Below are 12,031 nucleotides of genomic sequence, written 5' to 3'. Positions count from 1 at the left end.
TCCCTGTCCCGATGAAAAACGGCCCGCATCCCTGCGGGCCGCCCTCCGGGTCTTCGTTTGCCTTCGCTAATGCGAAGCTGCGCACAGCCACAGCCACAGCCACAGCCACAGCCACAGCCACAGCCACAAGCTTTGGCTCGGCCCTATTTGTCCGCCGGCGCCTTCTTCGCAGCGGAAAAATCGCCGGCGGTATAGAGGCTCAGCTGCTCGGGCTTGAGGTGCTTGCGGATCGCCGCATTGACGATGTCGACGGTCAAGGCCTTGAATTTCGCATCGAGGTCGGCCGAGAACTGCATGGTGCGGCCATAGAACAAGTTGCTGGCCAGGCCGGCGGCGATCGCCGGATCGGAGGCGCGGGCCTGCTCGCGCTGGGTCAGCAGGCCGGACACCGCATCGCGCAGTTCGTCGGCGCCGACACCCTCCTTGATCAGGCGTGCGAGTTCCTCGCGCATCGCGCGTTCGACCTTGTCCAGGTTCTGCGGCGCGGCGATCGCTTCGATCGACCAGTTGCCGGCGTCGTCGACGCCGCTGCGGCTGCTGTCGGCGTCGAGGTCGCTGCCGACGCCGTAGCTCAGGCCCTCTTGCTGGCGGATGCGGTCGCTCAGGCGCGATTTGATGGTGCCGCCGCCAAGGATGTAGTTGGCCGCGACCAGGGCCGGGAAGTCGGCATCGGTGTCCTTCAGCGACAGGTTGGCGCGCGCCAGCAACACGCCGTTGGGCTTGTCCGGGGTGTCGAAGCGGCGCTGCTCGGCGGCGACCGCGGTGTAGCGGGTGTCGATCGGCGCGAACGCGTGCTTGGGGCGCCAGTCGGCGAACAGGCTGCGCAGTTGTTGCTTCAGCGCGACCGGGTCGAAATCGCCGACCACGCTGATCTGGCCTTCGGCGCTACCGTACAGGTCGCGGTGATAGGCGCGGACGTCGTCGACCTTGAGCGCCTTGATCGCCGCCAGCGACTCGTCCAGGTTCATCGCGTGCAGCGGATGCCCGGCCGGCCAGGGGTCGAAATGCAGGGCCATGGCGATGCCGGCGATGCTGCCGGGCTCCTGGCGCGAGGCCTCCATGCCGGTGATCGCCTGCAGGCGGTACTGCTCGAATTCCTTGTCCGGATAGGTCGGCGTGCGCAGCACCTTGGCCGCCAGTGCGAGCGCTTCGCCGAGGTGCTCGCGGCGCGTGGTCAGGCTGATCCGCGCCGACTGCATGCTGCCGCTGATGCCGACGGTGGTCTTGAGCGCTTCGAAGCGCTCGTCGATCTGTTGGCGGCTCAAGCCTTCGCTGCCGCGCATCAGCAGGGCGCCGGCGATGCTGCCGGCGACTTCGCGGCCTTTCAGTGCGGCGAGGTCGGCGAAGTTGAACGAGGCCGAGACGGTGACGGTAGCGCCGCGGGTCTTTTTCGGCAGCAGGGCGAGCTTGAGTCCGCCGCCGACGCCGGTGTCGATCGTGACGGTCTCGGTGCGGGCCTGGATGTTGGCCGGGGTCGGATCGAAATGTTCGCCGGCCTCGATCGCGGTCTTGCCGGTATAGCCTTGCAGTACCGTGGCGGCGCTCGGTGCGGTGGGGATCTCGACCCGCTGCGGCGCGTCGGTCGGGACGAAGCGACCGAAGGTGCGGTTGCTCGCGGTGAGGTAGCGGCGGGCGACGCGGTTGACGTCGTCGGCGCTGACTTTTTCGAGCGCGTCGCGGTAGTGGAAGTACAAGCGCCAGTCGCCGGCGACGACCGCGTCCGACAGGCCCATCGCGACGCCGGAAACATTGGTGTAGGCCAGCTCGAAACCGTTGCGCAGGCGCTGCTTGGCGGCCTCGACTTCGGCGGCGGTGACCGGCTGGCGTTCGATCTGCTCGAGCTGGGCGATCAGCACCTGTTCGGCCTTGGCCGCATCGCCGTCCTTCGGTACCGCGGCGAGCGCGCTCATCAGGCCGGGGTCCTGGCGTTGCTCGCTGCTGCCGCCGACACTCGCGGCCAGGCCGCTTTCGACCAGGGCCTTGTGCAGGCGGCCACCCGGCACGTGGCCGAGCACCTCGTCGAGCACGCCGAGCGCGGCGGCATCGGCATGCGTGCCGGCGGGCACGTGGTAGGCGGCCATCAACAGGCGGATGTCGCCGACCCGGCGCACGGTGACGTCGCGTTCGCCGTCCTGGGCCGGGTCGAGGGTGTAGAACTTGCGCATCGGCTCGGACGGCTTGGCGAGCGGGCCGAAATGACGCGCGACCGCGTTCAAGGTGGCGGCGGGGTCGAGCCGGCCGGCCAGCACCAGGGTGGCGTTATCGGGCCGGTACCAGGCGCGGTAATAAGCCTGCAGACGCTCGATCGGCACGTTTTCGACGTCGCTGCGCGCGCCGATGGTGCTGTTGCCGTAGTGGTGCCACAGGTAGGCGGTCGAACGCACGCGCTGCATCAGCGCCGCGACCGGGCTGTTCTCGCCGCTCTCCATCTCGTTGCGGACCACGGTCATTTCGCTGTCGAGGTCTTTGCGGGCGATGTCGGAATGCAGCATGCGGTCGGCTTCCAGGCCGAGCAGCCAGTCCAGGGTGGCGTCGTTGGCCGGGAACGAAGCGAAGTAGTTGGTGCGGTCGAGCGAGGTCTCGGCGTTGAAGCCGATGCCGCGCTTCTTCATCTCGGCGGGAATATCGCGATGGCGCAGCGTGCCCTTGAACAACAGGTGTTCGAGCAGGTGGGCCATGCCAGTCTCGCCGTAGTTCTCCTGCAGCGAGCCGACGCCGTAGATCAGGTTGACCGTCACCGTGGGCTGGCTGGCATCGGGAAACAGCAGCACGCGCAGGCCGTTGCTCAAGCGGTACTCGCAAATGCCCTCGACGCAGGGGCCGGCGCTGACCCCGGCCGGCGGCTTCGGCGATTCGGCCTGGGCCGGCGACAGGGCCAGGCCGAGGGCGAGGCCGAGCGAGACGGCGAGCGGGGCGAGACGGGTGCGGTAGTGAGGCATGAGAATCCTGAAATGTTCGATGGCGCAGGAGCGCTTGATGTTCGGTGACGCTGCGGGCGTTGAATGCCCGATGGGCGCTCTGTGAGCGTTGAATGTCTTATGGGCGCACTGTGAGCGTTCGGCGTAATAAACGAAGATAGCGGTTGATTACCCTAGCGCCTGTGTACGGCCTCATGAACCCGACGTTCAGTTCGACCCCAGATTCAGACGCCGGCCCGCGCGCGGACGTGGCCGCCGCCGGCTTGCCGGTGTTGTACGCCGACGAGACGATCGCAATCATCGACAAGCCGGCGGGGCTGATGGTTCACGACAGCGCGCTCGCGCGCGGCGAGACCGACTTCGCCGCCGACCGCCTGCGCGCGCAGTTCGGCCGGCCGATCTTCCTGGTCCACCGCCTCGACCGCGCCACCAGCGGCTGCCTGTTGCTGGCCTTCGATCGCGAAGCGGCCTCGGCCCTGGGCAAGGTGCTGATGTCGCGCGAAGTCGAGAAGGACTACCTGGCAGTTTGCCGAGGTTGGCCGGCCGAGGATGCGTTCGAGGTCGATCACGACCTCGACGGCGGGCCCGGCAAGCCGGTCAAGAAACCGGCGCAGACCCGTTTTCGTTGCCTCGGTCGTACCGAGCTGGCCTTGCCGTCGGCGGGTTTCGAGACCTCCCGCTATGCGCTGCTGCTGGCGCAGCCGCAGACCGGGCGCTTCCGCCAGATCCGTCGCCACCTCAAACACCTGTCGCATCACCTGATCGGCGATACCAGCCACGGCGACGGCCGCCACAACCGCAGCTTCCGCATGCTCGGCATCCATCGCATGTTGCTGCACGCGCAGCGCTTGTCGTTCCTGCACCCGCTCAGCGGCGAACGCATCGTCGCGGTGGCGCCGCCGGACGCGGAGTTCGCCAAGGCCCTGGCCTTGTTCGAGGCGCCGCCCGCCGTTTAAGGGCGACGCGCCCCGACCCGCGCGCAGTTCCCTCCGTTGGCAAAGGGGGCAGGGGGACTGCTCCTGCGCCTTAGCGACGAAGCCGGCTCAGCCGCCCGCCGCAGGCTGGGGCGCGCTGGGAGGCGCCGGCGGTGCAGGCGGTGCCGGTGCGGTCTTGCCGTCGCCATCGACGATGTCCTTGACCTCGTCGCGCAGCTCGCGCTGCATGCGCTCGAACATGCTCCTCATCAGCGGCTGCATTTCCTGCATGGTCCGGCCCATCGCCTGCGGCATCTTCTCCATGATGCTGCGCCCGGCCGGGCTGCCGTAGAAATCGATGATGGCCTGCACTTCGGCGGCATCGAAGGTTTCGCCGTAGACCTTGCGGTAGATCGGCGCGACGGCCTTCCAGTCCAGCATCTGCTCGACCATGCTCATCTGTCGGGTCAGGCTGCGCGTGAGCGCTTCACGTTGCTTGTCGTCGAGCCGGTCGCCGGCTTCGGCCACGGCCATCATCTCGGCCGATTCGCGCATCTGCTTGAGCATTTCGCCCTTCATGCGCTCGTAGTTCATCGACTGCATGAGCTGGTCGATCTGGGCGTCGCTCGGGCGGGCGGCGAACGCCGGCGCCGCGCACAGCGCGGCGCTCAGCAAGGCGATGGAGAGACCGCGGGACAGCTTGATCATGGGTGTTCTTCCTTGAAGGGGGACGGCATCGTCCGTGGCCGCGCGCCGGCCGTCAACGCGGCCGCCGTCGTGGGGTTTACCGGGGTCGCCCGAACGCCGAGGCGATCAGGGGCGGCGTTCGTACTGGCGATAGACCGGACGCGCGGCAGCGTTGGAGGCCGCATTGAGCAGGTCCTGCAGGAAGGCGTCGCGCAACACCTGCTTCGGTGTGCCCGAGCCGTAGCCGTTGCCGCCGCCGGCGCCGTAGCCCTGCTGCGCCATCTGCTCCAGCACGCGGCGGCCCTCCGGGGTGCGCGACAGCTGGGTCAGCGCCTGCAGCTCAGAGGCGCTGAAGCCGCCGTTGCTCTGCTCGAAGCCGTTGCGGTCGTAGACGTTGCCGTAGGCGTCGCGGCCGTAGTTACTGTCGTCGTAGCGGTTGTCCCGGCGACCGTCGTCGTACTGGCTGGCCGTGGCGGCGCTGGCGGCATTCTGCAGCTGCTGCATGAAGCCGCTCTGCACGCCGGCGTACTTGCGCAGGATCTCCTGGTCGGTCGAATTCGCCGGCCGCCCGACCACCGCCTCGGCGATGGCCTGGGCCGATTGCAGGGTTTGCCGCTGCGCACGCGGCGAGGCGATGGCGTCGACATTGGCCGGGTCGAGGTAGGCGTCCTGCGCCGCGGCAGGCGCGGCGGCGAACAGTGCGGCGAACATGACTGTTGCGAGCCGGACCGCCATAAGCGGGGCTGCGGCGAGCGAACGGGGCAGGCGCTGGCGCATACGGACTTCCTCCTTGGACCGGTCCCGGCATGGTCCGCCTCGCCTGCGGCCGCGTCAACGACGGCCGGCACAGCCGCCGGCCGCGGTCAAGCCCGGCTTCAGCCGCGGTTCGCCCGGGCCCCGTCAATGCCGCGTAATGGACGCGACCGCGCTCCGGTCTACAATCGCCGGCGGAGGAGAGCATGGTGGATCTGTCGATCACGATTCCCGAACAGGAATTGGTCGAGCGCTTCGTGCGTTCGACCGGTCCGGGCGGGCAAAACGTAAACAAGGTCGCGACAGCGGTGGAATTGCGCTTCGATATCGCGCAATCGCCCTCGTTGCCCGACGCCGTGCGCGAACGTTTGCTGAGCAAGCGCGACCGGCGCGTGACCACCGAGGGCGTGCTGGTGATCAGCGCGCAGCGTTTCCGCACCCAGGAACGCAACCGCGAGGACGCCCGCGTGCGCCTGGCCGCCTTCGTCGACAGCGGCCTGCGCGCGCCCAAGCCGCGCATCGCCACCAAGCCCAGCCGTGCTTCCAAGGAACGCCGCCTCGGCGCCAAACGCGAACGCAGCACGACCAAGCGCGGTCGTTCGCAAAGTAATTGGGACTGACGGAGCACGCATGCAGCAGCCAGCCCGCGACGACATCGTCCTGACCTTGCCGCCGAACGTGCCGCAAGTGCGTTTCAACCGTTTCACCCGCTGGGTCGGTCGCACCATCCTGCGGCTCGGCGGCTGGCGCATGGTCGGCGCCTTTCCCGACATTCCGCGCGCGGTGCTGATCGGCGCGCCGCATTCGTCCAACTGGGACGGCGTCTGGGGGTTCGCGGCCAAGGCGGCGATGGGCCTGGACGTGAAGGTCCTCGGCAAGGACTCGCTGTTCCGCGTGCCTTTGCTCGGCGGTCTGTTGCGTTCGCTCGGGGTGATCCCGGTCAACCGCAGCGCCGCGCACGGCGTGATCGAGCAAGCCGCGGCGATGATCCGCGCCCAGGAACATTTCTGGTTCGGTCTCGCGCCCGAGGGCACGCGCAAAGTCGTCGAGCGCTGGAAAGCCGGGTTCTGGAAGATCGCCAAGGCCGCGGACGTGCCGGTGGTGCCGGCGTATTTCCACTACCCCGACAAGATCATCGGCATCGGCGAGGCGTTCCAGCTCGGCGACGACATGGATGCCGACATGCGCCGCATCCGGGACTGGTACAAACCCTGGCAGGGCAAGCACCACGGCACGACCTGACCCGATCTGACCTGACCGGCTGCGCGCCGGTTTCTGCGCGTTTATTCGGGCGTTTGCCGGCGCGTTAATTTGCGTGGACGCCCGGCGCGTTTGCCACCGGGTTTGCCGGCCTCGCCGGTGCTGTCGATCTGTTCGAGCTGCAGGCGCAGATCGTTCAAGGTCGAGACGATGTGGGCGCACAGCAGGTCGGCCACGCGCGCGGAGTCGCGCGCCAGCCAGGCCTCGAGGATCTCGTGGTGCTCGCTGCTCGCACGGGCCTCGCGGCCTTCCGGCTCCAGGTGCTTGCGCACATAGCGTTCGGCCAGCACCTGCAGGCGTTCGACCAACTGGGTGGTGACGTGGCGGCCGCCCGGCCGCACCAGCGACAGGTGGAAGGTGCGGTTGAAGCGCACCGCGCTGTGGACGTCGGCCTTCGAGGCTGTTTCCAGCGCGGCCAGCGCCGTCCCCGCGGCCTTGCGTTCGTCCTCGCTCGCTTCCAGACAGGCATGCGCGGCGGCGTCGGGCTCGATCTTCAGGCGCAGCGCGAACACTTCCTCGGCCTCGCTGGCGGTCATCGCCGGCACGAAGAAGCCGCGGTTGGGATGCGAGCTCAACAAGCCCTGTTGTTCCAGCCGGCCCAGCGCTTCGCGCAGCGGGATCTTGCTGATGCCGAGTTCCTCGGCGAGCAGCTCCTGGCGGATCGGTGCGAGCGGCGGAATCTGCGTCGACAAAATGCGTTCGCGGACCACTTCGAAGGCTTGGTCGGATAGCGAACGGGGGACGATGCTCATGCGTTCAGTCTACCCAACCGCCAGCGCCTGCGGCCTGCCCGGGGGCGAGGTGGTCGCCTGCGTGCGCCTGGGCGAGGGTAGGGTCGGAAAGCAAGGCTGGCGAGCGTCGCCTGATTCGAATCCGGGTTCGCGAAAGCGCGGCCGGGGCCGGCGTCGAATGGGCGGTCTTGGCCTCAGGCAGGGCGGTGACGCGGATCGCCGTCCGTCGGCGCACGGGCGTCTGCCTGGCACGGTGATCGTCTCCACAGACTGACGTCACGGAATCGGTCCAAGTTAGCAGATACCGTATACGGTATACAAAATAGCCTGGCGACATGTCAGGCGTGTGACCGGCCTGGCAGGGGGCCCGCCGGTGAACAGACTCGGGACCGATCGAGGGGCAGGCCAGGCCTGCACCGCGAACCCGGCTGCCCGGCGGATGGGGCTGCGCCAACGCGCGCCGACCGATTCGCGACGTCTGCCGCGCCTGTCCTGGAGCCACTGGCCGTCCCGTCCCCCACGAACGTGCGCGATGCGCGCGTCCCGACCACCGAGCCGCAACTCACCGAGCAAGGAGAGCAGCCCTCATCCACTCGTTCGACCGTCGATGACTTTCCGCAATCCGGAGCCACGGACCCGATCGCCAGGCCGCATGTCGCCGCCGCATCGGGCCCGACGTCCAATCAAAGGAGAATGCGATGTCTTTTGCACCCAAACCGGGGCCGACCCAAGCCCTCATGCTTGGCGCCGTCGTTACCGCCGTCAGCTTTCTGAGCTATGCCTTGCCCTGGGACGCGTTGAGCGGCGCGTCCGCCGAATCGGGCCCGCTGCAATCGAGTTCGATCCAATCCGACTCGGTTCAATCCGGCTCGGCTCGATCCCCGCTGCAAACCTCCGGCTTCGCCGTCGGCCATGGCGCGATGGCCGCGCAGACGGCCGCCGCGCGCGTCGCCGCGGTGCGTAAATCGCCAGCGACGGAGCGGCAGATCTTCGATGCGCACCAGCAAGACCGCGCCGCCGAACCCTCGCTGCGCATTCCCTACCAGCCGTTGTTGCGCGAACGCGCCGACACCGATTACGACGGCGCCGACGCGCGTCGCGACATCCTGCAGCGGCCGTCGTTGGCCAAGTTCAGCGCGCGCAGCCTGCAGGCGGCCGAGGCGGCTTGCGACCCCAATCAGTTCGCCAGCCTCAGCGGCGCCGCCCTGGTCGCCGCGGTCAAAAGCGCCGACACCGATTGCATCAACCAGTTGTTCGGCCTGAGCGGCACCACCGCCTACGGCACCTTCCGCGAAGCGCAGATGGTGACCATCGCCAACGCCCTGGCCACGTCCGCGCGCGACTACAACGGCACCAACGCCGGCAGCACCCTGCAACTGGTGCTGTTCCTGCGCGCCGGTTACTACGTGCAGTTCTACGACACCAGCGTCGGCAGCTACGGCGCGCCGCTGAAGAATGCGATCCGCCCGGCGCTCGACGCCTTCGCTGCCAACGCGAATTTCGGCCTGGTCAACGACGTGCACGGCGAAACCCTGGCCGAGTTCGTCACCCTGATCGACAGTTCGATCGAGAACGCGCGCTATCTGTACGTGGTCAAGCGCCTGCTCGACAGCTACAACAGCAGCTATAACGCGTATTACTGGATGAAGGTGGCGGTCAACAACGCCTACAACGTGACCTTCCGCGGCCACCAGGACGAAGCGTTCCGCACCGCGGTGCAGGCCGATCCCTCGATCGTCGACACGTTGTACAACTTCGCCAACACCCACTTCGCGATGCTGGGCCAGGCCGACGACTATCTGGTGGCTAACGCCGGTCGCGAGATCGGCCGCTTCCTGCAATACACCGGCAACGTCAAGAGCATCGCCCAGTCGCGGGCGAAGACGCTGCTCGACCGGTCCTCGGTGACGGGCCCGACCGCGCGCCTGTGGGTCGGCATCGGCGAGATGGTCGATTACTTCGACAAGGCCAATTGCGGCTACTACGGCCTGTGCGATTTCAAGGCCCGGGTCGACGCGGCGGCGTTGCCGGTCCGCCACACCTGCAGTCCGACCCTGCGCCTGCGCGCGCAGGCGATGACCGCCGCGCAATTGGCCGACACCTGCGCGATCGTCGCCGGCGAAGAGACTTATTTCCACCAGACCATGGCCACCGGCGGCGTGCCGGTCGCGAACGACCAGAACGCCGCGCTGGAAATGGTGGTGTTCGACAGCAGCACCGACTACGGCATTTATGCCGGCGCACTGTACGGCATCAACACCAACAACGGCGGCATGTACCTGGAAGGCAACCCGGCCGCGACCGGCAACCAGGCGCGCTTCATCGCCTACGAGGCCGAATGGATGCGGCCGCAGACCTTCGAGATCTGGAACCTGACCCACGAATACATCCATTACCTCGACGGCCGCTTCAACATGTTCGGCGACTTCAACGCGGCGATGAAGCAGAAGACCGTGTGGTGGGTCGAAGGCTTCGCCGAGTACATGTCGTTCTCGTACCGCAACCTGGCCAATACGGCGGCGCAAAGCGAGGCCGCGCGCGGTACTTACGCGCTCAGCCGGGTCTATCAGAACGACTACAACAGCGGCCAGAACCTGGTCTATCGCTGGGGTTATCTGGCGGTGCGTTTCATGTTCGAGCAGCGCCGCAGCGAAGTGAACAGCATCCTGGGCTACTTCCGTCCCGGCAACTACACCGGCTACGCCACCTTCATGGGCGGCATCGGCAGCAACAACGATGCCGCCTTCCGTGCCTGGCTGCCCTGCGTCGCCACGCCGGACGCGCCCGGTTGCGGCGGCACGCCCAATAAACCGCCGGTGGCGGGCTTCGGCCATGCCGCCAACGGTCTGACGGTGAACTTCAGCGACAGCTCGTCCGATCCCGACGGCAGCATCGCCTCGCGGCAGTGGAGTTTCGGCGACGGCACCAGCTCGACCGCCACCAACCCGAGCAAGACCTACGCCACCGCGGGCACCTACACCGTGCGGCTCACGGTCACCGACAACCGCGGTGCGACGGCGACCACGAGCAAGTCGGTGACGGTTACCGGCGGCACCTCGAACACTCCGCCGGTGGCGGCGTTCACCACCCGTATCGAAGGCCTGAAGGTGAGCTTCACCGATGGCTCGTCCGATGCCGACGGCAGCATCGCTTCGCGTTCGTGGAACTTCGGCGACGGCACCAGCTCGACCGCGACGAATCCGGTCAAGACCTATGCCGCGGCCGGGACCTATGCGGTGCAGCTGACGGTGACTGACAACCGCGGTGCACGCACCACGCTCGCCAAGAGCGTGACGGTGAGCAGCGGCGGCGGTCTGCCGGAATGCAGTGCCGCCGATACCCGCGAACTCGGCAAGAACTGCTCGCGCAGCAACCTGGCTGCGTCGGCGGGTGGGTATGTCTACATGTTCTTGAACGTGCCGGCGGGCACCACGCAGTTGCGCATCACCACCTCCGGCGGCACCGGCAACGCCGATCTCTACGTCAACACGCTGGGCAGCTGGGCCACGCGCTCGGCGCACAACTATCGTTCGACCGCGAGCGGCAACACCGAGACGCTGACCGTCAACAACCCGCCGGTCGGCTATGTCTTTGTGAGCCTGTACGGCACGACCGACTTCAGCGGCGTGCGCGTGAGCGTGCAGTACTGAGCCTGCGCTAGCGAATTTGAACTAGCGAGCTTGCACTATGCGAGCTTGGGCAAGACTGAAGTCCGAGTGACTTCGACGGGGCGGGAGCGCGAGCTCCAGCCCCTTTCTTTTGGGCGTAAGCGATCGGCGATCAGCGGTCGGACTGGCCGGTCGCGTAGTAATCGCCGCGCACGAACAGGTCCGGCTGGATCAGCTCGGTGAAGGCGCGCGCCTGCGGCGACAGGTACTTGCCCTTGCGCACCACCACGCCGTAGCTGCGCGAAGGGAAATACTCGGCCAGCGAACGCGCCGACAAACGCGCTCGGTCGGCGTCGGTCAGGCAGATCGCGGTGACGATGCTGATGCCGAGCCCCATCGCCACGTATTGCTTGATGACCTCCCAGCCGCCGACTTCGAGCGCGACCGTGTACGGCACCCGGTTCTGCTGGAACACCACGTCGACCATGCGGTAGGTGGTGAGCCGTTGCGGCGGCAGGATCAGGCCGTAGGGGCCGAGGTCCTGCAGGGTCAGGGTGTCGAGCTTGGCCAACGGGTGATCGCGCGGGGTGATCAGCATCGGCTCGAAGCGGTAGACCGGGGCGTAGCTGAGGTCGCCGGGCACGTCGAGCATCGAACCCACCGCCAGGTCGACCGCATCCGAGCGCAACAGGTCCAGGCCGCCGGCGCCGGTGACGTTGTGCAGGGTCAGGCGGACCTCGGGGTGGGCGGCGCGGAAGGCTTCGACGATCTTCGGCAGCAGATACAGGATGGTCGAACTGCCGGCGGCGACATTGAGTTCGCCCGCGTCCAGGCCGCGGATGCGCTCGCGGAAGGTGCCGTCGAGGGCGTCCAGGCCTTCGACCAGGGGGCGGGCCAGTTCGTACAGCTCCTGGCCCTCGCGGGTCAGGGCCAGGCGGCGGCCGCTGCGCTCGAGCAGGCGCACCCCCATCTCGCGCTCCAGCGCCTGCAATTGCAGGGTCACGGCCGGTTGGCTCAGGTATAGCGCCTCAGCAGCTCGTGAGACTGAGCCCAGGCGCGCGGTCTGGCAGAAGGCGCGCAGCGGCTTGAGCCGGTCGCCTTTGTAAGCAAATCGCGGACTTAGGCTGCGTGTCGTGGCCACATGAGAAGTACTTATAAGT

General features: G+C 67.6%; 9 protein-coding genes. 4 read left to right on the top strand and 5 right to left on the bottom strand.

Annotated features, from left to right (window positions below; translation table 11 throughout):
• Positions 1-143: 143 nt before the first annotated feature.
• Positions 144-2,939 (bottom strand): M16 family metallopeptidase, encoded by a 2,796-nt coding sequence (locus tag EX88_RS0107425; RefSeq protein WP_031371366.1) that lies wholly within the window; start codon positions 2,937-2,939, stop codon positions 144-146.
• Between the two features lie 173 nt (positions 2,940-3,112).
• Between EX88_RS0107425 and EX88_RS0107420 the strand changes: the two genes are divergently transcribed.
• Positions 3,113-3,874, top strand: coding sequence for a pseudouridine synthase (locus tag EX88_RS0107420; protein WP_081930703.1), 762 nt, complete (start codon positions 3,113-3,115; stop codon positions 3,872-3,874).
• A gap of 87 nt (positions 3,875-3,961) precedes the next feature.
• Here EX88_RS0107420 and EX88_RS0107415 read toward each other — a convergent pair whose 3' ends face one another.
• Both EX88_RS0107415 and EX88_RS0107410 read right to left on the bottom strand, forming a co-directional pair.
• Positions 3,962-4,540: a DUF2059 domain-containing protein gene (locus EX88_RS0107415; protein ID WP_031371364.1), complete on the bottom strand. Its 579-nt coding sequence runs from the start codon at positions 4,538-4,540 to the stop codon at positions 3,962-3,964.
• A gap of 105 nt (positions 4,541-4,645) precedes the next feature.
• The gene (locus tag EX88_RS0107410) at positions 4,646-5,230 is read right to left on the bottom strand and encodes a hypothetical protein (protein WP_031371363.1); all 585 of its coding nucleotides are present in this window, start codon (positions 5,228-5,230) and stop codon (positions 4,646-4,648) included.
• A gap of 248 nt (positions 5,231-5,478) precedes the next feature.
• Here EX88_RS0107410 and arfB point away from each other — a divergent pair, with 248 nt between their 5' ends.
• Both arfB and EX88_RS0107400 read left to right on the top strand, forming a co-directional pair.
• Positions 5,479-5,892, top strand: a complete 414-nt coding sequence (gene arfB, locus EX88_RS0107405; RefSeq protein WP_031371362.1) for an alternative ribosome rescue aminoacyl-tRNA hydrolase ArfB — start codon at positions 5,479-5,481, stop codon at positions 5,890-5,892.
• Between the two features lie 10 nt (positions 5,893-5,902).
• Positions 5,903-6,514, top strand: coding sequence for a 1-acyl-sn-glycerol-3-phosphate acyltransferase (locus EX88_RS0107400; RefSeq protein WP_031371361.1), 612 nt, complete (start codon positions 5,903-5,905; stop codon positions 6,512-6,514).
• Positions 6,515-6,555: 41 nt separating this feature from the next.
• Here the strand turns inward: EX88_RS0107400 and EX88_RS0107395 are convergent, their stop codons facing one another.
• The gene (locus EX88_RS0107395; protein ID WP_081930702.1) at positions 6,556-7,284 is read right to left on the bottom strand and encodes a GntR family transcriptional regulator; all 729 of its coding nucleotides are present in this window, start codon (positions 7,282-7,284) and stop codon (positions 6,556-6,558) included.
• A 677-nt stretch (positions 7,285-7,961) separates the two neighbouring features.
• Here EX88_RS0107395 and EX88_RS23590 point away from each other — a divergent pair.
• The gene (locus tag EX88_RS23590) at positions 7,962-10,913 is read left to right on the top strand and encodes a collagenase (RefSeq protein WP_081930700.1); all 2,952 of its coding nucleotides are present in this window, start codon (positions 7,962-7,964) and stop codon (positions 10,911-10,913) included.
• 130 nt (positions 10,914-11,043) lie between these two features.
• Here EX88_RS23590 and EX88_RS0107385 read toward each other — a convergent pair whose 3' ends face one another.
• A complete protein-coding gene (locus EX88_RS0107385; protein WP_031371358.1) occupies positions 11,044-12,012 on the bottom strand; it encodes a LysR family transcriptional regulator in 969 nt (322 codons plus the stop codon).
• Positions 12,013-12,031: the final 19 nt, after the last annotated feature.

It is taken from the genome of Lysobacter antibioticus (assembly GCF_000731095.1).
Classification (GTDB): domain Bacteria; phylum Pseudomonadota; class Gammaproteobacteria; order Xanthomonadales; family Xanthomonadaceae; genus Lysobacter; species Lysobacter antibioticus_B.
The sequence above is the reverse complement of the archived record's forward strand: the minus strand, read 5'-3'. Positions and strand labels throughout refer to the sequence as shown.

Coding starts and splice junctions, on each gene's coding strand:
- EX88_RS0107395 (WP_081930702.1), bottom strand. CDS start 7,284: ATGAGCATCGTCCCCCGTTCGCTATCCGACCAAGCCTTCGAAGTGGTC.
- EX88_RS0107420 (WP_081930703.1), top strand. CDS start 3,113: ATGAACCCGACGTTCAGTTCGACCCCAGATTCAGACGCCGGCCCGCGC.
- arfB (WP_031371362.1), top strand. CDS start 5,479: ATGGTGGATCTGTCGATCACGATTCCCGAACAGGAATTGGTCGAGCGC.
- EX88_RS0107425 (WP_031371366.1), bottom strand. CDS start 2,939: ATGCCTCACTACCGCACCCGTCTCGCCCCGCTCGCCGTCTCGCTCGGC.
- EX88_RS0107400 (WP_031371361.1), top strand. CDS start 5,903: ATGCAGCAGCCAGCCCGCGACGACATCGTCCTGACCTTGCCGCCGAAC.
- EX88_RS0107410 (WP_031371363.1), bottom strand. CDS start 5,230: ATGTTCGCCGCACTGTTCGCCGCCGCGCCTGCCGCGGCGCAGGACGCC.
- EX88_RS0107415 (WP_031371364.1), bottom strand. CDS start 4,540: ATGATCAAGCTGTCCCGCGGTCTCTCCATCGCCTTGCTGAGCGCCGCG.
- EX88_RS23590 (WP_081930700.1), top strand. CDS start 7,962: ATGTCTTTTGCACCCAAACCGGGGCCGACCCAAGCCCTCATGCTTGGC.